The organism is Thioalkalivibrio sp. ALRh (assembly GCF_000381425.1).
Lineage (GTDB): Bacteria > Pseudomonadota > Gammaproteobacteria > Ectothiorhodospirales > Ectothiorhodospiraceae > Thioalkalivibrio.
The window spans coordinates 144869-168870 of the sequence record NZ_KB906519.1 but is presented as its reverse complement, the minus strand read 5'-3'; the positions used below and the strand labels follow the sequence as shown (position 1 = coordinate 168870).

Below are 24002 nucleotides of genomic sequence, written 5' to 3'. Positions count from 1 at the left end.
ATGTTGAGCAATCTCAACTTTCGAGCCGGAGTACTTTCGGTTGTGATCCTGCTGTTCTTCCTGGGCGTGTGGCAGTTGGCCACCGCCCCGGAGGTCCTGATGATCCAGGAGGAAGAACTCAGCGAGTACGAAATGCTGACCGGGGGCGGCGGGCAACGCGGCTCCAGCGGCATCCCCGCACCGTCCGAGGTGATCAGCCACGCCGTTTCCGAGCTGAGCAACCCCTTCTACGATGCCGGCCCGAACGACAAGGGCATCGGCATCCAGCTGGGGTACTCGATCTACCGCGTCCTGCTGGGCTTCTTCCTGGCCGCACTGATCGCCGTTCCGTTCGGCTTCGTGATCGGCATGTCGCCGCTGTTGAACAAGGCCTTTGACCCGTTCATCCAGGTGCTCAAGCCCATATCGCCCCTGGCCTGGATGCCGCTGGCCCTGTTCGTGATCCGTGACTCGAACATCTCGGCGATCTTCGTGATCTTCATCTGTTCGATCTGGCCCATGCTGGTGAACACGGCCTACGGCGTCGCATCGGTGCGCAATGACTGGCTGAACGTGGCCAAGACCCACGAGCTGTCCAAGGTGCGCACGGCGTTCACCGTAATCCTGCCCGCCGCGGCCCCGACCATCCTGACCGGGATGCGCATCTCCATCGGCATCGCCTGGCTCGTGATTGTGGCCGCCGAGATGCTCGTGGGCGGCACCGGCATTGGCTACTACATCTGGAACCAGTGGAACAACCTCGACCTGGCCAGCGTGATCTTCGCGATCGTGATGATCGGCATCATCGGCTTCCTGCTGGATCTCAGCCTCGCCCAGGCCACCAAACTCGTGCGCTACGCCGACTAGCGTCGGCGCAGCCCAACCAGGAGTACAACCATGAGCAAGGGCTTCCTCGAAATCGAGAATCTGAGCCAACGCTTCCCGCAGCCCGACTCGGACGACCTGATGACGGTCTTCGAGGGGGTAGATCTGGGGATCCAGAAAGGCGAGTTCGTCTGTCTGATCGGCCACTCCGGGTGCGGCAAATCCACCATCCTGAACGTGCTCGCCGGCCTGGCCTCGCCCACCGACGGCAACGTGATCATGGACAACAAGGAGATCAAGGGGCCGAGCCTCGATCAGGGCGTGATCTTCCAGAACCACAGCCTTCTGCCCTGGCTGTCGGCGCGCGACAACGTAATGTTCGCGGTGCGCGCCCGCTGGCCCAACTGGAGCAAGCAGAAGCGTCTGGAACATGCCGAGCGTTATCTGAAGATGGTCGGGCTGGATCACGCGATGGACCGCAAGCCGTCGCAGCTCTCCGGCGGCATGCGCCAGCGCGTCGGCATCGCCCGCGCCTTTGCGATCGAGCCGAAGCTGCTGCTGATGGACGAGCCGTTCGGGGCACTCGATGCCCTGACCCGCGGCGTGATCCAGGAGGAGCTGCTGAAGATCTGGCAGGAGACCCACCAGACGGTATTCATGATCACGCATGACGTCGACGAGGCCATCCTGCTGGCCGACCGCGTGCTGCTGATGACCAACGGCCCGCACGCCAAGGTCGCGGAGTCGGTGAAGATCGACATCCCGCGTCCCCGCGAGCGCGCCACGCTCCACCAGCACGAGCACTACTACAAGATCCGCAATCACCTGGTGGACTTCCTCGTACACCGCGCGAAGGACATGTCCCTGGAGGCCCAGCAGGAAGCCGCCCAGGGGCTCGATCCGCGCCACAAGCCGCGCCATGTCAATCCGGCGAAGCCCTCGGAGTCCGCCACGCCACAGGAACGGGCCGCGATCCGGGCCGTTTGAACACCCTTATCCACTAACACGACCAAGAGGACTTACCCGATGAGTCTCAGCAAGACCGCCATGACCACCACCATCCTCGAGGCCAAGGAGAACCGCGACACCACCTGGGCCGCGATCGCCGAAGCCACCGGGCTGCACGAGGTCTACGTGACCTCTGCCTGCTACGGCATGAATCACCTCGAGGCGGACCAGGCCGAAAAGCTCTCGAGCTTCCTCGGCCTCGGGCCGGAGGTCGCCCAGGCACTGCAGGCCTTCCCGCACAAGCACTGGGACAAGACGATCCCGACGGACCCGGTGATCTACCGTTTCTATGAGGCGATCAATGTCTACGGCGACACCATGAAGGCGCTGATCCACGAGAAGTTCGGCGATGGCATCATGAGCGCGATCGACTTCACCATGGATATCGACAAGGTCGAAGACCCGAAGGGCGACCGCGTCAAGATCACCTGGAACGGAAAATTCCTGCCCTACAAGAGCTGGTAGTCCGCCCGTGCGCCCTGCCGCCGACCCGTGGCGGCGGGGTCCCTCCCCTTGCACCGCACTCGCCCGCCCCCATGCGGCATTCCCCCAGATCGAGTAGGCTCTTGCCATGTTCTGGCCACGACCCCTGCTCTCCTCGCTGCTGGCGCTGCTAACCGCTGTTGCGCCCGCCCTGGCCATCACCGATACGCCCGACGTGCATACGATCGGGGTCCTCGCCTTCGAAGACCTCGAGGCCACCGAGGCGCGCTGGCAACCCACGGCCGACTATCTGAGCGAAAGCATCTCCGACGCCGCGTTCCGGATCCGTGCGCTCGACTACGCTGACCTCAATCGCGCCGTCGAATCGGGGGAGCTGGACTTCGTACTGACCAACACCGGACACTACGTGCGGCTGGAGGCGCAGCAGGGCATTACCCGGCTGGCCACCCTCATCGGGAGCGAGCAGGGCCAACCGGTCCGCCAGTTCGGCGGCGTGGTCCTGGTACCCGCCGGGCGCGAAGACCTGCAGACCCTGCCCGACCTGCGTGGCCAGCGCCTGCTCGCCGTAGACCAGGACTCGCTGGGGGGGTGGCAGGCCGGCCATTTCGAACTGCATCGCGCCGGGATCGACCCGTTCGAGGATCTCGAATCGCTCACCTTCACCGGGATGCCGCACCGCCTGGTGATCGACGCCCTGCTTGCCGGAGAGGCCGACGCCGGGATGGTCCGTACCGGGCTGCTGGAATCGCTGATAAAAGCGGGCGAGATCCCCTCGGATGCCCTTCGAGTACTGCAGCCGCGCGAAACCGCCGAATTCCCGCTGGCCCACACGACCCGGCTGTACCCGGAATGGCCCTTCTCGCGTCTGGACCACACCCCCGATGCAATCGCGGAGGCGGTCACCATCGCCCTGCTGCGCCTGCCGGCCGATCACCTCGCGGCCAGCGCAGGCGGCTACCACGGCTGGTCGGCCCCCCTGTCCTACACCCCGGTGCACCAGTTGTTCGAGACGCTGGGCCTGCCGCCCTACGAACCGACGCTAGTGCTGGATCTCCGCGCGCTCCTGGAGGCCCGCCCGGAGATCCCGCTGGGGTTTCTGCTGGCCCTGCTGCTGCTTTCGACGCTGGCCGTGGTGCATTACCGCCGGCTGAACGCCCAGCTGGCCCTGGAAGTTGACCAACGGCGCGAGGCGGAATCGCGCCTGCGCGCGCACGAGGCGCGCCTGGCCTATCAGGCCGGCCACGACCCGCTGACCGGGCTGCCCAACCGCGTATTGCTGCACCAGCGGCTGGAGAGCGCCATGGCCGAGGCCCGGCACCAGAAGGACCGAATAGCAGTGCTGTTCATGGATCTTGACCGCTTCAAGACCATCAACGACAGCCTGGGCCACGCGGTCGGGGACGAGCTGTTGCAAATCCTCGGAGAGCGCCTGAAAGAGCGCTTCCGGGCCCAGACCGTGGCACGCATCGGCGGGGACGAATTCATCGTGGTGCTCGATGACATCCGCGACCGGCCCGATGTCGAGGCACGCGCCCGCGAACTGCTGGAGCTGATCGCGGAGTCCTTCGCGGTCGGGGGCTGGCGCGACCTGCAGGTGGGCGCGAGCATCGGCATCTCGCTTTTCCCCGACCATGCCAGGGATGCCGGAGAGCTGATCACTCAGGCGGATGCGGCGATGTACGAGGCGAAGGATGCCGGCCGCAATACGTTCCGCTTCTACAGCCATTCGATGACCGAGGCGGCGAGCCGCCGCCTGGAGATCGAGAACCGCCTCCGCCGGGCCCTGGCGCAGGACGAGCTCGAGGTCTTCTATCAGCCACAGGTACGGATGGCCACCGGCGCCATCACCGGGGTCGAGGCCCTGGTGCGCTGGCGCGACCCGGAAGAAGGCCTGATCTCTCCGAACGTGTTCATCCCGGTCGCGGAAGAGACCGGCCTGATCGGGGCGGTCGGCGACTTCGTGCTGGAGCAGGCCTGCCGCCAGGTGATCGAGTGGGACCGCTCCGGACACCCTCCGCTCGAGGTCTCGGTCAACCTGTCCGGACACCAGATCGCCGCGCCCGGCCTGCCGCGCCGGATTCGTCAGGTACTGCGCGACACGGGCCTGGAACCGCGCCGTCTGACCCTCGAGATTACCGAGAGCACCCTGATGCACCAGGCCGAGGCCACCCGCGGCACACTGGAACAACTGAAATCCCTTGGCGTATTGCTGGCGATCGACGACTTCGGCACTGGATATTCGTCGCTTGCCTACCTGAAGGAGTTCGCGATCGACATCCTGAAGATCGACCAGACGTTCGTGCGCGACCTGCCGGAGGACCGCAACGACGTGGAGCTGACCATGGCGATCATCAGCATGGCCCACAACCTGGGGCTGGACGTGCTGGCGGAAGGCGTGGAGACCGAGGCCCAGCGGAGCTTTCTCGCCTCGCAGGGCTGCGATGCCTGGCAGGGCTACCTGACCACGCCCCCCGTGCCCCCCAAGCGAGTGATCGAGCTGGTGCAGTCCAGCCACCCTTCGAGCGCCCGCCAAACCGGAAGCTGAAACGAAAAAAGGCCTGCGTCTGCAGGCCTTTTCTCTGATGTATTGGTGGAGCGGAGGAGGATCGAACTCCCGACCTTCGCATTGCGAACGCGACGCTCTCCCAGCTGAGCTACCGCCCCAATCAAGGCGCGCATTCTAGCAACTCCCGACGAGCGCGGGAAGAGACAGTCGCGTAATCCCTGCCCGTCGCCCTTGCCCAGGCTGACCAAGCGGCGTTCCTCGCCCATCCCGGGTGCCAGCACGGGCCCGGAACCGGGTGGAAAACGCGATGCCTAGCACCTTTTTCAGCCGTTGTCCGACCACACGTGCCATTTTCGTGGTGCAGGTCACGTCAGACACGCTTAGACCTGATCTAGTCTTAATGTATGTTAGAAGTACGTCGGAAATCCGTCGTAGCTACCGTCTCTTCAAGGAGGCGTCTCTGCCGCATGGTCTGCCGAGACATTCACAACTTTCAGTTGCAGTCCGATCCGGAATGAGTCTCTCTGTCCGCATATTGGGCGCTAGTGGCGGCATCGGCCCCAACCGTCGCACGACTTCGATTCTGATCGACGAAGATATCCTGATCGACGCCGGCAGTGGGGTCGGTGACCTGACTCTGGGCGAATTACAAAAGGTCCGTCACGTATTTCTGACCCATTCGCACCTCGACCACATCGGATTTCTGCCGATGCTCGCGGACATGGTGTATTCACCGGACGCGCCCCCCATCCAGATCCATGCGCTACCGGCCACCCTGCGGGCCCTGCGCAAGCATGTGTTCAACTGGGTGATCTGGCCAGACTTCACCTGTCTCCCCTCTCCCGAGCGGCCCCTGCTGCAGTTTCAGGCGATTCAGCCGGGGCAGCAGGTAATGATCGGATCGCGCGAGATTCATATCCTGCCTGCGCTGCATACGGTGCCCGCCGTGGGGTACGGCGTGATGCACAACGACGGCATGGGCTTCGCGTTCACCGGAGACACCTCGTCTTCCGGGGCCCTGTGGGATGCCTTGAATACCCTGCCCTATCTGGACTTGTTGATGATCGAGTCCGGGCTGCCGGACGAAATGGACGGCATGGCCGAGCTGGCCAAGCATTACACCCCGCATCGTCTTGCGGACGACCTGGAGGCGCTCCATCACCAGCCACGGATCGCCATCACACACCTGAAGCCCGGACATGAATCCGCCATCCGCCGGCAGCTCCAGCAGTCGCGGCATGCGAGCCGGATGGTGCTACTGGAAGGCAGCGAGCGGTTCGAACTGCATGCCCAGAACCGGGCCCTCAAGGTCGGATAGGCTCTCAGCCGCAACGCCCGGCCTGCATCCGGCCATTCCCGTTCCCTCACCGTCACACGGCTGTAACATCTCTGTTATCTAATGCAGGGCATCCTGAACTCGGGAATGGGTCATGGCTGTAAAGATACTGCTGGTCGAGGATGACACCGCAATCCGCGAAATGCTCCAGCTGCCGTTGCACAAGGCCGGATACGCGGTGCGCGAGGCGGGCGATGTGCGCACTGCCAAGGCCCTGCTGCTGGAAGATCCCCCCGATCTGATCCTGCTCGACTGGATGCTGCCGGACACGAGCGGCCTCGATTGGGCGCGCACGCTAAAGGCCAGCCCGCTCACCAAGGACATCCCGATCATCATGCTGACGGCCCGCGGCGAAGAAGAAGACCGCGTGCGCGGGCTGGATGTGGGTGCCGACGACTACGTGACCAAACCGTTCTCGCCACGCGAACTGGTTGCCCGTATAAAGGCCGTGCTACGGCGTACCGCGCCGATCACCAGCGAAGAGCCGGTGGAAGTCGAGGGTCTGCGTCTGGACCCGGTCTCGCACCGCGTGAGCGGCAACGGCGAGGCCCTGTCGATGGGCCCGACCGAATACAACCTCCTGCACTTCTTCATGACCCACCAGGACCGCGTGTTCACCCGCGGCCAGTTGCTGGACCAGGTCTGGGGCACCAATGTGTACGTCGAGGAACGCACCGTGGACGTGCATATCCGGCGCCTGCGCAAGGCGCTGGCGCTGACCGGGCATGACCACCTCGTGCAAACCGTACGCGGATCGGGGTACCGTTTCTCCCAGACTCCCTGACCGCGGCCGGCGCCGCGAGCTCCAATCACCCCACTCGGTCGTCCGATGCAATCACGCAACCCCTGGCCCGGTGTCATCGCGGGAACCCTGCTGGTCGGTGTCCCGATCGCGCTGCTCGGCTGGAGCATGGGGCAGTTCTGGGCCACGATCGCGTTCCTGCTGGGGGCGGCGCTGTTCTGGAACCTCTCTCACCTGTTGTTGCTGGAACGCTGGCTGCGTCAGGGCGGCCGCAGCGAACCACCGGATGTGCGCGGGCTTTGGGGGCTGGCCTTCGACCATCTCTACCGCCGACGCCGGCGCCACGAACATCGCGTCCATCGGCTGCGCCAGTACCTCGAGCGCTACCGCGACTCGGCACGGGCGATGCCGGATGCAGTCGTGGTCCTGAATGACGATCTGCGCATCGAGTGGCTGAACGAAATGGCCACGCAGCTGCTGGGACTGAACTGGCCGGAGGATGAGGGCCAGCGCATTACCCACCTGCTGCGCTATCCGGCATTCATCACGTTCATGGAGAGCGCGCGCACCACGCCGGGCAGCGTGACCACGCCCTCCCCGATCTACGACGACCAGCAGCTGGAATTCCGCCTGGTGCCCTATGGCGATGCGCAATTCCTGCTCCTGGCGCGGGACACCACGCACCTGCACCGGTTGGAAGTGATGCGGCGCGACTTCATTGCGAATGTCTCGCACGAGCTGCGCACGCCGTTGACCGTACTGTACGGAGTTGTGGAAACGCTGGAAGACGAACTGGCGGACCAGCCGGACAAGGCGCGCTCGGTCCAGCTGCTGCGCGAGCAGTCCGAACGCATGAAGCTGCTGGTCGACGACCTGCTGACCCTCTCCCGCCTGGAGACCGGCAGCCCGCAGGGCCCGCCACAATGGGTCGACGTCGGGGCCATGCTGGACACGCTGAAAGGCGAGGCGGAACTGCTCTCCGGCGACCAGCGCCACCGCATCGAGATCCACGCACAGCACTGGCTCCAGTTACAGGGGGCCGAGAACGAATTGCGCTCGGCCTTCGCCAATCTCATCTTCAATGCGATCAAGTACACCCCGGCCGGGACCCGCATCGAGGTCCGCTGGAAATCCGACCCGGACGGCGCGCGCCTCAGCGTAATCGACGAGGGACCGGGGATCGCCCGCCACCACCTTCACCGCCTGACCGAACGCTTCTACCGCGTGGACGCCGGCCGCGACCAGCGCCGCGGCGGAACCGGGCTCGGACTGGCCATCGTCAAACATGTGCTCGCGCGACACGGCGGCCACCTGGAGATCGACAGCCAGCTCGGTCGCGGCACGCGCTTCACCTGCCTGTTCCCCCTCTCGATCACCCGCACCAAGCCCACCGAGCCCGCCAAAAACTAACGCCCTGCGATGTCACACGGCTGTCATGTCCCCGTCACAGGAGCGTCAACGCGGCTCCGCATAATCCCCCTCCAAGGTCGCTTGAAGTGACCTTGCAAGAATTCCATTCAAGGGGAGATTCCCATGTTGTTGAAGCGCAGCATTCTGGCCCTGGCCACCGCCACCGCAATGGCCGTTACGCCGTTTACCGCCTCCGCCGAAGTCGATGCCGACATCCCGGCCTACGAGGCGGTCTCCGGGATTTCCGGCAACCTGTCGAGCATCGGCTCCGACACCCTGAACAACCTGATGACGCTGTGGGCCGAGGAGTTCCAGAACTTCTACCCGAACGTCAACGTCCAGATCCAGGGTGCCGGCACCTCCACCGCGCCGCCGGCCCTGACCGAGGGCACCGCCGACTTCGGCCCGATGTCGCGCATGCCGCGTGACAGCGAGCATGCCGAGTTCGAAGAGCGCCACGGCTACGAAATGACCGCCGTCCCGGTCGCGATCGACACCATCGCCGTGTACGTGAACCGCGACAACCCGATCGAGGGCCTGACCCTCGAACAGACCGATGCGATCTTCTCCTCCACCCGCCGCTGCGGTGGGGCCGAGGATATTACGCGCTGGGGCCAGGTCGGCCTCGACGGTTCCTGGGAAAACCGCGACATCACGCTCTACAGCCGTAACGCGGTCTCCGGCACCTATGGCTTCTTCCGCCAGCACGCCCTGTGCGACGGTGACTTCAAGGATTCGGTCAATGAACAGCCCGGTTCCGCCTCGGTGGTCCAGGGTGTCTCCGAGTCGCTGAACGGCATTGGCTACTCCGGCATCGGCTACATGACCTCCGGTGTTCGCGCCGTCCCGCTGGGCGAGAACGAGGGCGAGTACTACGAGCCGAACGCGGACAACGCCTCCTCCGGCGACTACCCGCTGGCCCGCTTCCTCTACGTGATGGTCAACAAGCACCCGGAAGACGGCCTGACCCCGCGCGCGGCCGAGTTCCTGAAGATGGTGCTGTCGAAGGAAGGCCAGGAAGTCGTGGTGCGTGACGGGTTCATCCCGCTGCCGGCCGCGGTGGCCGAACGCGAGCGCAAGAACCTCGGTCTGGAATAACCCAGGCCTCGCGCCGGCCATCTCCGGATGGCCCGAACCGGGTCCCTCGCGGGGCCCGGCTTTTTTGTGCCCGCCCGCTCGACCCGCAATACAGCGTTCAACGGTCCGTCACATGGCTGTCACGTTTCTGTCATGAAGCGGCCGTAGCATGCCGGCCAGTTGCACCCTACACCCGCCGCATCAGGGGACCCTGAATGTCCAGCCTCTCCGCCACCTCGACGCTCGGCCGCTTCCAGCGCTGGCGCCGCACCAAGGACCGCACCGCCCGTTACACCATCGGCTTTTTCGGTGTGGCCGTGGTTGGTGCACTGACCCTGATGTTCGTGTATCTCGCCAGCGAGACACTGCCCATGTTCCAGGGCGCGACCCTGGAGCCGCGCACGGAATACGCGGCTCCAGGCGGCGCCGACACGCAGACCATCCATCTGGCAGTGAACCGTCATCGCGAGATGGCGGTTCGCCTGACCGAAGACCGACGCGCCCTCTTCTTCCGCCCCTACAGCGGCGACATCGTGAAAGAAGAGTCGCTACCGATCCCGGAGGATGTGCAGGTCACCAGCTTCAGCGCCGCCGAGCCGCGCACGCGCCTGGTGGCCGCGGGCCTGGACAACGGGCAGGTACTGGCCATCGAGTACGAATACAACGAGCGTTTCAGTCCCGAAGGCCGTCTGTACGACCCGAGCCTGGTGTACCCCCTGGGGGACGAAGACTCCGCACTGCTGGACGTGGACGACGACGGCCGCGCGATCTCGGTGGTCGGCATACAGCGCGGCTCCAGCGGCATCCGCGTCGCCGCTGCGACGGAGAATGGCGATCTCAAGCTGGTGCGCTTCGAGAAACGCACCTCGATGATGACCGGCGAGACCGAGGTCCGACGCTCCGCCTACGACCTGCCCTCGCTCCCGGATGGCGCCACACCGACCCGCATCCTGCTGGATATCACCGGCCGCCACATGCTGGTCGGCGACGATCAGGGGCAGCTGCACTTCTTCGACATCAACAACCCCTCGCGCGCCAGCCTGGTCGACAGCAAGCGCGTGATCCGCGGCGATGATGCCGAGGTGACCTCGCTGGAGTATCTGCTCGGCACGGTCTCCATCATCGTCGGGGGCTCCGACGGCACGGTCGCCCAGTACATGCTGGTGCGCGACGACGACAACGTGAATCGCATCACCCGCGTACGCGATTTCCCGTCGCATGCCGGCCTGATTCGCAACACCCAGCCGGAGTACATCCGCAAGGGCTTCCTGACCGCCGACGATCAGGGCGAGGTCAAGATCCACTACTCCACCTCTCAACGGACCCTGATCGAACGCCAGATCACCGACCAGCCGCTGCACCGGGTGTATGTCGACCCGCGCAACCGCCTGCTGATCGGCATCGACGACGACGAGACCTGGCACCTGCAGGACCTGTCCAACCCGCACCCGGAGGTCTCTTTCCACGTACTGTGGCAAAAGGTCTGGTACGAGGGCCGCTCCGGGGGTGACTACGTCTGGCAGTCGTCCTCGGCAACCGACGAGTTCGAGCCGAAATTCTCGCTGGTGCCCCTGACCATCGGTACCATCAAGGCCGCGTTCTACGCGATGCTGTTCGCCACCCCGCTGGCGATCATGGGGGCGATCTATAGCGCCTACTTCATGTCGCGGCGCATGCGCAGCATCACCAAACCCTCGATCGAGCTGATGGAGGCGCTGCCGACGGTCATCCTCGGCTTCCTCGCCGGGCTGTGGCTGGCCCCGTTCATCGAGGCCAATCTGCCGGCTGTCGTCAGCATCCTGATCCTGATACCGCTGGGCATGCTGGTCGCCGCGTTCCTGTGGACCCGTGTGCTGCCGGAGAATCTGCGCAATCTCGTGCCCGCCGGCTGGGAGGCCGCGATCCTGATCCCGGTGATCCTGGTCATCGGCTGGTTCTCGGTCTCCATGAGCCCGCTGATCGAGGTCTGGATGTTCGGTGGCGATGCCCGCCAGTGGCTGACCGATCAGGGCATCACCTACGACCAGCGCAACGCGCTCGTGATCGGCATCGCGATGGGCTTCGCCGTGATCCCGACCATCTACTCGATCTCCGAGGATGCGGTGTTCAACGTGCCCAGGCACCTGACCCAGGGCTCGCTGGCCCTGGGCGCGACCCCGTGGCAGACCGTGGTGCGCGTGGTGCTGCTGACCGCCAGCCCCGGGATCTTCTCCGCGGTGATGATCGGCTTCGGCCGCGCGGTGGGCGAGACCATGATCGTGCTGATGGCGACCGGCAACTCCCCGGTGGTCAACTTCAACATTTTCGAGGGCATGCGCACGCTCTCCGCGAACATCGCGGTGGAGATGCCGGAGGCCGCCGTCGGCAGCACCCACTTCCGCATCCTGTTCCTGGCCGCCCTGGTCCTGTTCGCGCTGACCTTTGCGGTAAACACGGTCGCCGAGATCGTGCGCCAGCGCCTGCGCCAGAAATACAGCTCCCTTTGAGGCATACCCGATGAATCGTTGGTTCAAATCCGGCACCCCGTGGATCTGGCTGAATGCCGGAGCGGTCGCTGCCTCGCTGGTGATGGTCTTCGGCCTGATCCTGATGATCGCCGTGAACGGCCTGTCCTTCTTCTGGCCCTCGGAGGTCATCGAGTTCGAATACCAGACAGAGCAGGACTCCGAACCCCGGCGCGTCATGGGTGAGCTGCAACGCTCGGAGACCATGACCGCCCAGGCCATGCGCGACGCTGGATTCACCGTGCCGGAAGGCCAGGACATCGTGGTCCGCCACCTGATCAAGCGTGGCAACCGTGACCTCGACAGCCGCGACTTCCAGTGGTACCTGGACGACTTCATGTCCGAATGGGAACGCCCGCGCGACGTGGTGGTGCTGGAGCGTCTGCAGTGGGGCGATTTCTACGGCTACATCCGCGAATACCAGGAAGACGGCGAAACGGTCGCCGAGGGTGGCGAGGCGCGAACCGCGTTCGAGGAACGCATGCCGCAGACCCGCGAGCTGGTTCAACAGATCGAGCGCATCGAGCGTATCGAGATCGGCCGGGTGAACTTCGAGCTCGAGCGCCTGCGCATCGCCCAGCGCGGCGTGGAGCGTGCCGAAGAGCTGTCGCTGGAGGAGCGCGGCCAGCGCCAGGAGGAGCTGGACGCCGAGCGCGCGGAGCTGGACGCCCGCTACGCCGAACTGGAGGCCGAGCGCAACGCCCTGCGTGACGAACTGGGCCGCTTTGCGATCGTGCTGGAGACCGCCGACGGGCAGCACGCGACGATCCCGCTTTCGCGCATCGTGAACGCCTGGTGGCCGAACGACATGAGCGTGCCGGCCAAGCTACGCCACTATGTCGTCGCCTTCTGGGACTTCATGACCGGCTACCCGCGCGAGGCGAACACCGAGGGCGGCATCCTGCCGGCGATCTTCGGCACCGTGCTGATGGTCATCCTGATGTCCATCGTGGTGACCCCGTTCGGCGTGCTCGCTGCGATCTACCTGCGCGAGTACGCGAAGCAGGGCCCACTGGTGCGCACCATCCGTATCTCGGTGAACAACCTCGCCGGGGTCCCGTCGATCGTGTTCGGGGTGTTCGGGCTCGGCTTCTTCGTGTACCTGATTGGCGGCAACATCGACCAGATCTTCTTCCGCGATGCCCTCCCCTCGCCGACCTTCGGCTCGCCCGCGATCATCTGGGCCTCGCTCACACTCGCGCTACTGACGCTGCCGGTGGTGATCGTCTCCACCGAGGAAGGCCTGACCCGGATCGGCGCCAGCATCCGCCACGGCTCGCTGGCACTGGGCGCGACCAAGGCCGAGACCCTGTGGCGCCTGATCGTGCCGCTGTCGGCCCCGGCGATGATGACCGGGCTGATCCTGGCCGTGGCGCGTGCCGCGGGCGAGGTGGCGCCGCTGATGCTGGTCGGCGTGGTCAAGCTGGCGCCGACCCTGCCGCTGGATGGCAACTTCCCCTATCTGCACCTGGACCGCGCGTTCATGCACCTGGGCTTCCATATCTTCGACGTCGGCTTCCAGAGCCCGAACGTCGAGGCCGGCCGCCCGCTGGTCTACGCCACCGCCCTGGTGCTGGTAATGCTGATCATCGTGCTCAACCTGATCGCGATCTCGATCCGCAACTACCTGCGCGAGAAATACCGCGCCGACAGCGATTGAGTTGCCCGATGCACAACGCCTCCCGCAAACACCGTCATTGCGAGGCCCCGAAGGGGCCGCGGCAACCTCCCGCCGCCACCCCGACGCCTGCCCGGGGTCGCGTCGGGGCCGACCCACGGAGATCGCCACGCGCCTGCGGCGCTCGCGATGACGGTGCTTTTCCGAACCGTCGCGAGGACGGGATGCGTCGAACCCTGTTTCCCATGGAGTACCCGAGATGAGTGACACCGCTACCCACGCCGTCAACGTGACGCAAGGCGACCGACCCGACCGCGGCCTGCGGCTCTCCAGTGAGGAGATCTGCCTGACCGCCGAGGACCTGAAGCTGTTCTATGGTGAGGATCAGGCCCTGAAGGGCATTGACATCCAGATCCCGAAGAACCGGATCACGGCATTCATCGGCCCGTCCGGCTGCGGCAAGTCCACGTTCCTGCGCTGTTTCAACCGCATGAACGACCTGATCGATGCCGCCCGCATCGAAGGCACGATCCGGCTCGACGGCGACGACATCTACGAAAAGGCCGTGGACGTGCCGGAGCTGCGCCGTCGCGTCGGCATGGTGTTCCAGAAGCCCAACCCGTTCCCGAAGTCCATCTACGAGAACGTGGCCTACGGCCTGCGGCTGCAGGGTGTCAAGAATCGCCGACGCCTGGACGAGGTGGTGGAAAAGTCGCTCAAGCGTGCCGCGCTGTGGGACGAGGTCAAGGATCGCCTGCACGAGAACGCCTTTGGCCTGTCCGGCGGTCAGCAGCAGCGTCTGGTGATCGCCCGCGCGATCGCGATCGACCCCGAGGTCCTGCTGCTGGACGAGCCCTGCTCCGCGCTGGACCCGCTGGCCACGCTGAAGATCGAGGAGTTGATGATCGAGCTGAAGAAGGATTACACGCTGGTCATCGTCACCCACAACATGCAGCAGGCCGCACGCGTGTCCGACTACACCGCCTTCATGTACATGGGCGAGCTGATCGAATACGCCGACACCGACACCCTGTTCACCTCGCCTGCCAAGAAGCAGACCGAGGACTACATCACCGGCCGCTTCGGTTAGGCCATTTCGGATCAGGAGTCCGGATCATGGACAAGAGCTTTTTCAAGCAGCACATCTCCCAGCAGTTCAATGCCGAGCTGGAGGACATCATCAAGAAGGTGATGACCATGGGCGGCCTGGTCGAGCAGCAGCTCGGCGATGCGGTGACCGCGATGGTCGAGGGCGACACCGCGCTGGCGGAGACCGTGATGACCTCCGACTACAAGGTCAACGCGCTCGAGGTCGAGATCGACGAGGAATGCACCCACATCCTCGCCCGTCGCCAGCCCACGGCCTCCGACCTGCGTCTGGTGATCGCGGTGATCAAGACCATCACCGACCTGGAGCGAATGGGCGACGAGGCCGAGCGTGTGGGCCGCATGGGCTTGCAACTGCTGGACTCCGATCGCCGCGAGGCACCGATGGACGAGATCGCGAAGATGGGCCAGCTCGTGCGCGAGATGACGCGCGGCGTGCTCGATGCGTTCGCGCGCATGGACACCGAGCAGGCGGTGCGGGTCGCACAGCAGGACATCCAGATCGACAGCCTCTACGAGGCCATCACGCACAAGCTGATGAAACAGATGACCGCCTCCCCCGATGCCGTGCCGCGTCTGATGGACATCGTGTGGGCGACCCGATCGCTGGAGCGGATCGGCGACCGAGCGCGGAACATCTGCGAGTACGTGGTGTACTTCGTGAAGGGCAAGAACGTCCGCCACACCAGCTACGACCAGATGGCGGCCGAGGCCACGGGGGATCGCCACTAGGAAAGCGACAAACCCGGGCCGAGTAGACACCGACCCGGCAATCAGGCCCAAAATAGGGTTCAGCACACCCATGCCCTGACCCCTGGTACCCGATGCCGCGTTTCATCTCGACGTTGTTTGTCCTTTGCAGCCTGACACTGCCCACGGCCGTTGGCAGTCTGGCCGCTGCGGATGAGCCGGAAGAGGCCGTCCCCTCTTCCAAGGTCGAGGCACTGCTCGAGAAGACCGAACTCCCCGATGGCGTCGCATTCGAGATTGTCGAAAACGACCGCGCGGCCCTGAGTGCCCTGCTGCCCGAGATCCACGCCAATATCCGGGTGCTGCGCCAGCGCGCTCCGGACCTCCCGATCGCGGTTGTCACACACGGCGCCGAGCAGTTCACCCTCACCCGCGCCGAGGCAGCGGCACAGGGCTCGCTCCACGCCGAGATCGAGTCACTGGTGATGGATGACGGCGTCAACGTCGTGGTCTGCGGGACCTTCGCCGGCTGGCGCGATCTCGAGCCCGATGCCTTCCCCGAGCATGTCGAGGTGGCCACGGCCGCACCGGACCGGCTGGATGACCTGGAGGCCGCAGGCTACACCGTGATCCGCCTGCGTCCGTCCCTGCTGGACGCCCCGGCGGAAGACCCCTGGGAGTTCGACTTCGGCCAGCCGTGACGTGCCACGCCCGATGCGGGCTCTGTCACCCGCCAGGGGGCTTGTGGCATCCTTTCGCGCATGCGATTTCTGATCCGATGGTTTTTCCGCGGCGTACGCCTGATCCTCACGCCGTTCATGCTGATTGGCGAGCGCCTGTCGCGCCCGCGCGGCATCGAACGCGACCCCGCCGACCAGGCCCGCGTTGACGAACAGACGCGCCACCTCGCGCTTTACCATTTCCCGGCCTGCCCGTTCTGCATCCGGGCCCGCCGTACCATGCAGCGGCTGTCGCTCGACATCGAGTTGCGCAATGCCCAGGCGGCCGGCCCTCACCGCGAGGAGCTGCAGACCGAGGGCGGCAAGCTGCAGGTGCCCTGCCTGCGCATCGAGGAACCGGACGGCCAGGTACGCTGGCTGTACGAGTCGGATGCGATCGGCGAATACCTGCGCGAGCGCTTTGACCCGAACCGCCCGGACGGTAGCTCCGGAGATGCCGCGGTGTCCGGGGACTCCCGCGCCTAACCGCCACAGGCCACCGACTCGGGGACTGTCGGCACAGCACGGTATAAGATTGGGGTTCCCGTACCCGAGGAACCCGCTGGATGGCTGCCCTGAACCGCCCTCGAAGACTGCCCCGTCTGTTCATTCTTCCGGCTGCGACCCTGCTGCTCGGCTCACTGCTTGGCGGAGCCTCTGCCCAGGCACTTGAACCCCTGTTCGATGCCCACCTGCACTACCGCGACCGGCAGATGGAACACTTCCCGCCGGAGGCCGTCGCGCGCACGCTGCAAGAAAATTCAATCCAGTCCGCGATCATCATGTCCCCGCGCTCGAAACTGATCGAAGCGCTGGAACCGGAGGTGGATGCGCGCATCGTCCCGTTTCTCGAGATCTCCCAGCGCCTGGGGCGCAAGATGGACTGGATGCACGAGGACGGCCTGCGGGAACAGGTCGAGACCATACTCGACCGAAGCCAGGTCCAGTGGCGCGGGATCGGGGAGCTGCACATACAGGCCGATGACCGATTTGCCCGCGGCTTCGAGGACCTGCTGGCACTGGCAGTCGAGCGGGATCTGTGGATCGTGATCCATGGCGACCCTGCCGTGATCGACCATGCCTACGCCGTCCAGCCCGAGGTACGCATCCTCTGGGCGCACGCCGGTTCCTATGCCTACCCGCCACTGGTTCGTGACTACCTGGAGCGGCATCCGAACATGGTCATGGATGTCTCCATGCGCAACCCGCGCATCAATCCCGGCGGCATCATCGACGCCGACTGGTTCGAACTGTTCCTCGACTATCCGGATCGTTTCCTGATCGGCAACGACACCTTCAGCCTGGCCCGCTGGGAGCACTTCACGGTGCTGAAGGACAGCACCCGGGCCTGGCTCGAGCAGCTACCCGCGAACGTCCAGCGCATGATCGCCCGGGAGAACGGCGAGCGCCTGTTTCCGCCCACCGAGAGCCAGTAAGCCGGCCACAAAAAAGCCCGGGACCGTCTCCGGTCCCGGGCTTGGCATCAACTGGCTCGGGGCTTATACCTTGAACTGACCCACCCGCTGCTGCTGCTCGGAGGCCAGCTTGGACAGCTCCTCGGAAGCATTGCGGATCTGTTCCGATCCGGCCGCGGTCTGATCCAGCACCTCAGTGACATTGGCCACGTTGCGGTTGATCTCCTCGGCCACCGTCGACTGCTCCTCGGCGGCACTGGCGATCTGCGTGTTCATGTCGCTGATGCGCGTGACCGACTGCGTGATCGCGGTCAGCGATTCGCCCGCGAGATTGACCTGCTCCACGCTCTGGTGCGCCTTGGAACGGCCATCTTCCATCGCCTGCACCGCCTCGCGGGTACCGCTTTGCACCCGCTCGATCATCTGCTGGATCTCGTGGGTCGAGTCCTGCGTGCGGCTGGCCAGGGTACGGACCTCGTCGGCAACCACCGCGAAACCGCGGCCCTGTTCGCCCGCACGCGCCGCCTCGATCGCCGCATTCAGCGCCAGTAGGTTGGTCTGGTCGGCGATATCGCCGATGACTTCCAGGACCTTGTTGATCTCCTCTGCGTCCTGCGACAGGCGGCTGACCACCTCGGCGGCGCCATCCACCTGCTGCGACAGCGCGTTGATCGCAGCCACGGTACGCTGCACCACCTGCTGACCCTCGTTGGCGTCCTGGTCGGTGTTCTGTGCCGCGGCGGCGGCATCCGCTGCATTGCGGGCCACCTCCTGCACCGTTGCCGTCATCTCGTTCATGGCCGTGGCGACCTGATCGATCTCCGACTTCTGTCGCCGCACCTGCTCGTTGGTCTCTTCGCTGGTCGCGGACAGCTCGTTCGCTGCTGCGGCAACCTGATCGCCCCCGGCCGCGACCGTGGATACGAGGCCGCGGATCTTCTTGACGAAGTTGTTGAACGCCTCCGCCAGCTCTCCGAGTTCGTTCTTGCCAGAGACCTCCAGCGAACGGGTCAGATCGCCCTCGCCTCCCGCGATATCGTTCAGCCGGGCCACCGTGCGATTCAGGGGACGAACGATGCTTCGGGTCAGGAGCCAGGCCAGGAGGGCACCAAGCGCCACGGCAACCACGCCAACCGCCACCACCGTGCCGGTCGCGTTGCGCGCCATCGCGACATACGCGCTGCGGTCCACCATGACCTCCAGCACGCCGACCACGTCACCGGAGAAATCCGTAACGGGACGCGCGACCACGGCCATCGGGGTGCCTTCATAGGTCACGTTTCGCACCAGCTCCTCGCCCTCCATGACCTCGCGCATCTCGGCATCGCTGAAGGTGGACTCGCCACTGATCGTACCGCCAAAGCGGTTGAACGACCGACCATCACGCAGGTAGAGGGCAACCGGCGAATCCGTTTCTTGGGTGAACTCTTCAAAGAAGCTGTCACCAAACGACAGGCCGAATTCCACGGAGCCGACGTGGTCGCCGTTGTGCTCGATGGGTACCACCCCGCGGATCCCGAGACCCGCCACGCCTTCTTCCAGCCCCGAGATCGCGTTGCGCTTGTCGTTCGTGTCGACCACGGTCTGCCGGAAGTCGGACAGGTCATCGCCGTGGTTGTCGGGGGAGTGGACGCGCAGGAATGAAGTGGCCGGGGGGGTATGGAACTGATACTGGTCCACCCCGTAGTGCTCGTTCAGCGATTCAAAGCTGGGAACGGTCATCTCGGCCAGACGCTCGCGATCGCCCGTCGCCATCGCCTCTTGCACGTCGGGGATTTTCGCCACGGTCTCTGCCATCGCGGTCGCGCGCGCGGCTTCCTGGTCCAGACGACCGACAAGCTGCGCGGCCAGATCGGTCAGCTCGCGCTGTTCGGCACGATCGGCCATGGTGCCCAGGCTGTTCATCACGACTACGAGTGTCAGGATCACGGCCAGCAGCACCACCGTGATAATCCCGACCATCAGCCGGACCCCGATTCGGATGTTATCGAACATGTTGAAGACTCTCCCCAATAAGGCTTTGCGGGCCAGCGGCATCCTTGCTGCGGCAGTTCACCGTCGATAGCGGCGGCGAAGCATAAAACTTGAGGGAGATCACAGGAAGCCGGAAAGGCTGGGAGACAGGCCTAGCCCTGCATCAGGATGGCCTCCGCCAGGGCGTAGACCGCAAGCGTAATCATGGCAATTGCCACCAGGGAGAGCAGCGCCCCGCCACGGATCATGTCGATCACCCGCAGCCGGTTGCTGGCGAACACGATCGCGTTGGGCGGGGTCGCGACCGGCAACATGAAGGCCACGGAGGCGGCAAAGGCCACGGGGATCGCGAGGAGCACGACGGGAATATCCATGCGCATCGCCAGCGCAGCCACCAGCGGCAGCAGCGTGGCAGCGGTGGCCGTGTTGCTGGTCACATGCGACAGCAACATGGTCACCACCACGGCCCCGGCAATGATCAGCAGCAGCGGCCATGCCTGGGCGGCGCCCAGGCCCTCGGCGGCCAGCTCCGCCAGGCCGCTCGCCTCGATGGCCGAACCCAGGCTGAGACCACCGCCGACCAGCAGCAGCACCCCCCAGGGGAGCTCGCGCGTATTGTCCCAGGCCAGCAGCCGGCGCTGGTCTGCTGCGCCCGAGGGCAGCAGGAACAGCAGCCCGGCCCCCAGGATGGCAATCCCGGCATCCGTCAGGTGAATCGGCAGGAGACCTTCCAGAAAGGGGCGCGACAGCCACGCCAGCGCTACCAGCAGGAAGACGCCGGCGACCCGGTATTCGGCCCGCGACCAGACCCCGACCTCGGCGCGCTGCTGGTCCATCATCGCCTGCAACCCCTGCAGGCGTACTCGATGAACCGGGAAGACCCAGCGCGTCAGCAACCACCAGGCCAGCAGCAGCAACGCGGTGGCCAGGGGCAGGCCCAGCATCATCCACTGCACAAAACCGATCTCGATGCCATGCCGGTCGCCCAGATAGGCGGCGGTCAGCGCGTTCGGCGGAGAGCCGATGATCGTCGCCATGCCCCCGATATTGGCGGCAAAGGCGATCCCCAGCAGGAGCGCCAGTGCGGGGCGGCGCGAATCGGCGCCGAGGCCGTTACCCGCGATGTGCGTATCACGATCCATCAGCGCCAGAACGGACAGGGCGATCGGCAACATCAGCGCAGCAGTGGCTGTGTTGCTGACCCACATCGACAGCCCCGCCGTGGCCAGCATGAAGGCCCCGACCAGGCGATGCAGGCAATTCCCCGCCCGGCTGACGATCGCGAGCGCAATCCGCTGGTGGAGTCCCCAGCGCTGTACCGCCAGCGCGATCGCAAAACCGCCCATGAACAGAAAGATGATGGGATTGGCGTAGGGCGCGGTGGCCGCGTCCATCGGCATCACGCCGAGCAGCGGCAAAAGGGCAATCGGCAGCAACGCCGTTACGGGTAGTGGCAAGGCCTCGGTAATCCACCAGGTCGCCATAAAAAGGGTCAACCCGAGCACCCACCATGCCTCGCGTGCAACACCTTCTGGCGCTGGAAAAACCAGGAACGCAAGCATCAGGAGCGGGCCCAGGAAAAGCCCGATGCGCCCGCGCCAGGCGTAGGCACTGCGCGAGGGGTTCGCACCCACCGACGAGGGGGCGCCGTCCGATTGTCGATCGGCATCGTGCGCGGACATGCCGTGGCTCCTTCACACTTCCGCAAACGTTGGCTGAACGATAACCAAGCCGCATCATCGGAAATTGCATCACCCGAGCAACGTGACTATCGTTGACGGGTTTACTGGCGCGGCCACCAATGGTCGGCCAGCCGCAGTCTCGCATGTTTTCTTACAAGGAGTCTTTCATGGCCTACGAACTGCCCGATCTGCCCTATGCCAAGAACGCGCTGGAGCCGCACATCTCCGCCGAGACGCTGGAATACCATCACGACAAGCACCACGCGACCTACGTGACCAAGCTGAACGGCCTGCTGCCCGGCTCCGAGTTCGAGAATGCCTCGCTGGAGGACATCATCAAGAAGGCCCCGGCCGGCGGCATCTTCAACAACGGCGCCCAGGTCTGGAACCACACCTTCTACTTCAACTGCATGGGCCCGGACGCCGGCGGCGAGCCGTCCGGCAAGGTGGCCGACGCGATCAACAGCGCCTTTGGCTCGTTTGATGGCTTCAAGGAGAAGTTCAACGAGGCCGCGGTCGGCAATTTCGGCTCCGGCTGGACCTGGCTGGTGCAGAATAGCGACGGCTCGGTGGAGATCGTCAACACCTCCAACGCGGCCAATCCGATGCGTGATGGCAAGACCCCGCTGCTGACCTGCGATGTCTGGGAACATGCCTACTACATCGACTACCGCAATGCGCGTCCGAAGTATCTGGAGAACTTCTGGAGCGTGGTGAACTGGGATTTTGTCGCCCAGCAGATGAAATAAGTCGCGATAACGCGATTGGGGGCCGCCCCAGTGCGGCACCCTGGGCAGAAGCCGGCGGCTCGCTCGCCGGCTTCTTCATTTGGGAGAGCTTTGCTAATGAGTGATGTCCTGCAGAATACCTACAGCCGGCTGCCGGTTGCCTTCGAACGGGGGGAAGGCGCCTGGCTCTGGGATACCGAGGGCAAACGCTACCTCGATGCCCTGTCCGGCATCGCGGTCTGCGGCCTTGGACACGCCCACCCGAAAGTGGCGCATGCGATCTGCGATCAGGCTCAGACGCTGGTACATACATCGAACCTGTTCCGCATCCCCTTGCAGGAACAGCTCGCGCGACGCCTGTGCGCGCTGGCACAGATGGAGCAGGCCTTTTTCTGCAACTCTGGCGCCGAGGCCAACGAAGCGGCCATCAAGCTGGCCCGTCTGCATGCCCGCCGCCGCGGCATCGCGAAGCCGAAGGTCATCGTGATGCACGGCAGCTTCCACGGGCGCACGCTCGCGACGCTGTCGGCCACCGGCAACGAAAAGATCCATGCCGGATTCGAACCCCTTGTCGAGGGCTTCGTGCACGTCCCCCATGGCGATGCCGAGGCCGTCGCGGCCCTGAGCAACGATCCGGACGTGGTCGCCATCCTGGTCGAACCCATCACCGGTGAAGGCGGCATCCACGTACCCCCGCCCGGATACCTGCGGCGCCTGCGCGAACTGGCTGACCAGCACGACTGGCTGCTGATGCTGGACGAGATCCAGGCCGGGATCGGCCGCACCGGACACTGGTTCGCCTTCCAGCATGAAGGCATCACGCCCGATGTGATATCACTCGCAAAAGGCCTGGGCAACGGCATCCCGATCGGGGCAAACCTGGTAGCCGGACGCGCATCCGGCCTGTTCACCCCCGGCACCCACGGCACCACCTTCGGTGGCAATCCCCTGGTCTGCCGGGCGGCCCTGGCCGTGCTGGACGTGATGCAGGACGAGGGCCTGTGCGAGGAAGCGGGGCGACAAGGCGAGATCCTCCGCCGCCGCCTGGCTGACCGGCTCGAGGACAAACCGGGGGTGGTCGCCGTGCGCGGACGCGGGCTGATGATCGGCATCGAGCTGGATCGCCCGGCCGGAACACTGGTTCAGGCCGCCCTCGACGCAGGGCTGATCCTCAACGTGACCGCGCAGCGGGTGATCCGGCTACTGCCACCACTGATCGTGGACGACGCCCAGGTCGACCAGATCGCCAGCACCGTGGCCGATCTGGTCGACACCCTGCTCGTATCCGAAGATTCCCGGGAGGCCCAGGCATGAAGCCCCGCCATTACCTGTCGTTCCACGACCTGTCCGCAGACGAGACACGCGCCCTGCTCGAACGTGCCGTCGAACTGAAGCGCCAGACTCACGCGGGCGAGCACCACGACGACATCCTGCGCGGCAAGACGCTGGGGATGATCTTCGAGAAGTCCTCGACCCGCACGCGTGTCTCGTTCGAGGTCGGCATGCAGCAACTGGGCGGCAACGCCCTGTTCCTGTCCCCGCGCGACACCCAGCTGGGCCGCGGCGAGCCGATCGAGGACACGGCCCGTGTGCTCTCGCGCATGGTGGACTGCGTGATGATCCGCACCTACGAACACGAGAAGATCGAACTGTTCGCCCAGCACTCCTCGGTCCCCGTGATCAATGGCCTGACCGACCGGGAGCACCCCGCCCAGCTGCTGGCCGACCTGCAGACCTATCTCGAACACCGGGGCGATATCCGGGGCAAGCGCGTGGCCTGGATTGGCGATGGCAACAACATGTGCCACAGCTACATGTATGCCGCGCACCTGCTGGACTTCCAGCTGGTGGCGGCCTGCCCCGAGGGCTACGACCCGGAAGAGGACGTCGTGGATGCCACACGCGACCATTTCGAACTGACCCGTGATGCGCGCGCGGCGGCCGAGGGTGCCGACCTCGTCGTCACCGACGTCTGGGCCAGCATGGGACAGGAGCAGGAAAAGAGTGCCCGCCGCCGGGCCTTTGCCGGGTTCTTCGTGGACGCCGACCTGATGCGTCTGGCCAACGACGACGCCCTGTTCATGCACTGCCTGCCCGCGCACCGCGAGGAAGAGGTCTCCACCGAGGTCCTCGAAGGCCCGCAAAGCGTGGTCTGGGACGAGGCGGAAAACCGGCTGCACGCGCAGAAGGCCCTGATGGAATTCCTGCTGACCCGCGGCAGTTGACCCCGAACAGGCC

The 24002-nt window shown here is 65.2% G+C and carries 20 protein-coding genes and 1 tRNA gene; 18 read left to right on the top strand and 3 right to left on the bottom strand.

Annotated elements, in window-relative coordinates:
• The 4 genes from ntrB (at nucleotide 1) to F791_RS0100800 (ending at nucleotide 4801) form a co-directional block, all read left to right on the top strand.
• Nucleotides 1-846, top strand: a complete 846-nt coding sequence (gene ntrB / locus F791_RS0100815; RefSeq protein WP_018139110.1) for a nitrate ABC transporter permease — start codon at nucleotides 1-3, stop codon at nucleotides 844-846.
• Nucleotides 847-876: 30 nt separating this feature from the next.
• Nucleotides 877-1791 (top strand): ABC transporter ATP-binding protein, encoded by a 915-nt coding sequence (locus F791_RS0100810; protein WP_019592041.1) that lies wholly within the window; start codon nucleotides 877-879, stop codon nucleotides 1789-1791.
• A gap of 39 nt (nucleotides 1792-1830) precedes the next feature.
• Nucleotides 1831-2277: a cyanase gene (gene cynS / locus F791_RS0100805; protein WP_018174495.1), complete on the top strand. Its 447-nt coding sequence runs from the start codon at nucleotides 1831-1833 to the stop codon at nucleotides 2275-2277.
• A 106-nt stretch (nucleotides 2278-2383) separates the two neighbouring features.
• On the top strand, nucleotides 2384-4801 hold the full coding sequence (locus F791_RS0100800) for a bifunctional diguanylate cyclase/phosphodiesterase (protein ID WP_019592040.1): 2418 nt from the start codon (nucleotides 2384-2386) through the stop codon (nucleotides 4799-4801).
• A gap of 43 nt (nucleotides 4802-4844) precedes the next feature.
• Here the strand turns inward: F791_RS0100800 and F791_RS0100795 are convergent.
• Nucleotides 4845-4920 (bottom strand) — tRNA-Ala (locus F791_RS0100795).
• A 356-nt stretch (nucleotides 4921-5276) separates the two neighbouring features.
• Between F791_RS0100795 and F791_RS0100790 the strand changes: the two genes are divergently transcribed.
• The 11 genes from F791_RS0100790 (at nucleotide 5277) to F791_RS0100740 (ending at nucleotide 17401) form a co-directional block, all read left to right on the top strand.
• Nucleotides 5277-6080, top strand: coding sequence for an MBL fold metallo-hydrolase (locus F791_RS0100790; protein ID WP_038050398.1), 804 nt, complete (start codon nucleotides 5277-5279; stop codon nucleotides 6078-6080).
• A 112-nt stretch (nucleotides 6081-6192) separates the two neighbouring features.
• Nucleotides 6193-6882: a phosphate regulon transcriptional regulator PhoB gene (gene phoB / locus F791_RS0100785; protein ID WP_018139115.1), complete on the top strand. Its 690-nt coding sequence runs from the start codon at nucleotides 6193-6195 to the stop codon at nucleotides 6880-6882.
• Between the two features lie 45 nt (nucleotides 6883-6927).
• Entirely contained in the window at nucleotides 6928-8250 is a 1323-nt protein-coding gene (gene phoR, locus F791_RS0100780; RefSeq protein WP_018993583.1) for a phosphate regulon sensor histidine kinase PhoR, read from the top strand.
• Nucleotides 8251-8373: 123 nt separating this feature from the next.
• Nucleotides 8374-9348 (top strand): PstS family phosphate ABC transporter substrate-binding protein, encoded by a 975-nt coding sequence (locus F791_RS0100775; protein ID WP_018993584.1) that lies wholly within the window; start codon nucleotides 8374-8376, stop codon nucleotides 9346-9348.
• 194 nt (nucleotides 9349-9542) lie between these two features.
• A complete protein-coding gene (locus tag F791_RS0100770) occupies nucleotides 9543-11813 on the top strand; it encodes an ABC transporter permease subunit (RefSeq protein WP_018139118.1) in 2271 nt (756 codons plus the stop codon).
• Nucleotides 11814-11823: 10 nt separating this feature from the next.
• Nucleotides 11824-13491, top strand: a complete 1668-nt coding sequence (gene pstA, locus F791_RS0100765; protein WP_018993586.1) for a phosphate ABC transporter permease PstA — start codon at nucleotides 11824-11826, stop codon at nucleotides 13489-13491.
• 217 nt (nucleotides 13492-13708) lie between these two features.
• The gene (gene pstB, locus F791_RS0100760; protein ID WP_018139120.1) at nucleotides 13709-14539 is read left to right on the top strand and encodes a phosphate ABC transporter ATP-binding protein PstB; all 831 of its coding nucleotides are present in this window, start codon (nucleotides 13709-13711) and stop codon (nucleotides 14537-14539) included.
• 26 nt (nucleotides 14540-14565) lie between these two features.
• Nucleotides 14566-15288, top strand: coding sequence for a phosphate signaling complex protein PhoU (gene phoU, locus F791_RS0100755; RefSeq protein WP_012982363.1), 723 nt, complete (start codon nucleotides 14566-14568; stop codon nucleotides 15286-15288).
• 92 nt (nucleotides 15289-15380) lie between these two features.
• Nucleotides 15381-15947, top strand: a complete 567-nt coding sequence (locus F791_RS0100750; protein WP_018993587.1) for a DsrE family protein — start codon at nucleotides 15381-15383, stop codon at nucleotides 15945-15947.
• Between the two features lie 60 nt (nucleotides 15948-16007).
• Nucleotides 16008-16451, top strand: a complete 444-nt coding sequence (locus F791_RS0100745; protein ID WP_018139122.1) for a glutathione S-transferase N-terminal domain-containing protein — start codon at nucleotides 16008-16010, stop codon at nucleotides 16449-16451.
• Nucleotides 16452-16531: 80 nt separating this feature from the next.
• Nucleotides 16532-17401, top strand: a complete 870-nt coding sequence (locus F791_RS0100740) for an amidohydrolase family protein (protein WP_018993588.1) — start codon at nucleotides 16532-16534, stop codon at nucleotides 17399-17401.
• 63 nt (nucleotides 17402-17464) lie between these two features.
• On the opposite strand, the gene F791_RS0100735 is transcribed toward F791_RS0100740, so the two are convergent.
• Together F791_RS0100735 and F791_RS0100730 are read right to left on the bottom strand one after the other, a co-directional pair.
• Nucleotides 17465-19375: a methyl-accepting chemotaxis protein gene (locus F791_RS0100735; RefSeq protein WP_018139124.1), complete on the bottom strand. Its 1911-nt coding sequence runs from the start codon at nucleotides 19373-19375 to the stop codon at nucleotides 17465-17467.
• A 131-nt stretch (nucleotides 19376-19506) separates the two neighbouring features.
• Nucleotides 19507-21036 carry a DASS family sodium-coupled anion symporter gene (locus tag F791_RS0100730; RefSeq protein ID WP_019592039.1) on the bottom strand — a complete coding sequence of 510 codons (1530 nt, stop codon included), beginning with the start codon at nucleotides 21034-21036 and terminating at the stop codon, nucleotides 19507-19509.
• Between the two features lie 167 nt (nucleotides 21037-21203).
• Between F791_RS0100730 and F791_RS0100725 the strand changes: the two genes are divergently transcribed.
• The 3 genes from F791_RS0100725 to argF all read left to right on the top strand — a co-directional run bounded on the left by F791_RS0100725 (nucleotide 21204) and on the right by argF (nucleotide 23989).
• Nucleotides 21204-21785 (top strand): superoxide dismutase, encoded by a 582-nt coding sequence (locus F791_RS0100725; protein WP_018139126.1) that lies wholly within the window; start codon nucleotides 21204-21206, stop codon nucleotides 21783-21785.
• A gap of 96 nt (nucleotides 21786-21881) precedes the next feature.
• A complete protein-coding gene (locus tag F791_RS0100720; RefSeq protein WP_018139127.1) occupies nucleotides 21882-23078 on the top strand; it encodes an acetylornithine transaminase in 1197 nt (398 codons plus the stop codon).
• Nucleotides 23075-23989: an ornithine carbamoyltransferase gene (gene argF, locus F791_RS0100715; RefSeq protein ID WP_018139128.1), complete on the top strand. Its 915-nt coding sequence runs from the start codon at nucleotides 23075-23077 to the stop codon at nucleotides 23987-23989. Before F791_RS0100720 ends, argF begins: the two co-directional genes overlap by 4 nt.
• Nucleotides 23990-24002 lie beyond the last annotated feature (13 nt).

Bases quoted from the DNA above. Each gene is read 5' to 3' on its own strand.
- ntrB (WP_018139110.1), top strand. From the start codon at position 1: ATGTTGAGCAATCTCAACTTTCGAGCCGGAGTACTTTCGGTTGTGATC.
- F791_RS0100810 (WP_019592041.1), top strand. From the start codon at position 877: ATGAGCAAGGGCTTCCTCGAAATCGAGAATCTGAGCCAACGCTTCCCG.
- cynS (WP_018174495.1), top strand. From the start codon at position 1,831: ATGAGTCTCAGCAAGACCGCCATGACCACCACCATCCTCGAGGCCAAG.
- F791_RS0100800 (WP_019592040.1), top strand. From the start codon at position 2,384: ATGTTCTGGCCACGACCCCTGCTCTCCTCGCTGCTGGCGCTGCTAACC.
- F791_RS0100790 (WP_038050398.1), top strand. From the start codon at position 5,277: ATGAGTCTCTCTGTCCGCATATTGGGCGCTAGTGGCGGCATCGGCCCC.
- phoB (WP_018139115.1), top strand. From the start codon at position 6,193: ATGGCTGTAAAGATACTGCTGGTCGAGGATGACACCGCAATCCGCGAA.
- phoR (WP_018993583.1), top strand. From the start codon at position 6,928: ATGCAATCACGCAACCCCTGGCCCGGTGTCATCGCGGGAACCCTGCTG.
- F791_RS0100775 (WP_018993584.1), top strand. From the start codon at position 8,374: ATGTTGTTGAAGCGCAGCATTCTGGCCCTGGCCACCGCCACCGCAATG.
- F791_RS0100770 (WP_018139118.1), top strand. From the start codon at position 9,543: ATGTCCAGCCTCTCCGCCACCTCGACGCTCGGCCGCTTCCAGCGCTGG.
- pstA (WP_018993586.1), top strand. From the start codon at position 11,824: ATGAATCGTTGGTTCAAATCCGGCACCCCGTGGATCTGGCTGAATGCC.
- pstB (WP_018139120.1), top strand. From the start codon at position 13,709: ATGAGTGACACCGCTACCCACGCCGTCAACGTGACGCAAGGCGACCGA.
- phoU (WP_012982363.1), top strand. From the start codon at position 14,566: ATGGACAAGAGCTTTTTCAAGCAGCACATCTCCCAGCAGTTCAATGCC.
- F791_RS0100750 (WP_018993587.1), top strand. From the start codon at position 15,381: ATGCCGCGTTTCATCTCGACGTTGTTTGTCCTTTGCAGCCTGACACTG.
- F791_RS0100745 (WP_018139122.1), top strand. From the start codon at position 16,008: ATGCGATTTCTGATCCGATGGTTTTTCCGCGGCGTACGCCTGATCCTC.
- F791_RS0100740 (WP_018993588.1), top strand. From the start codon at position 16,532: ATGGCTGCCCTGAACCGCCCTCGAAGACTGCCCCGTCTGTTCATTCTT.
- F791_RS0100735 (WP_018139124.1), bottom strand. From the start codon at position 19,375: ATGTTCGATAACATCCGAATCGGGGTCCGGCTGATGGTCGGGATTATC.
- F791_RS0100730 (WP_019592039.1), bottom strand. From the start codon at position 21,036: ATGTCCGCGCACGATGCCGATCGACAATCGGACGGCGCCCCCTCGTCG.
- F791_RS0100725 (WP_018139126.1), top strand. From the start codon at position 21,204: ATGGCCTACGAACTGCCCGATCTGCCCTATGCCAAGAACGCGCTGGAG.
- F791_RS0100720 (WP_018139127.1), top strand. From the start codon at position 21,882: ATGAGTGATGTCCTGCAGAATACCTACAGCCGGCTGCCGGTTGCCTTC.
- argF (WP_018139128.1), top strand. From the start codon at position 23,075: ATGAAGCCCCGCCATTACCTGTCGTTCCACGACCTGTCCGCAGACGAG.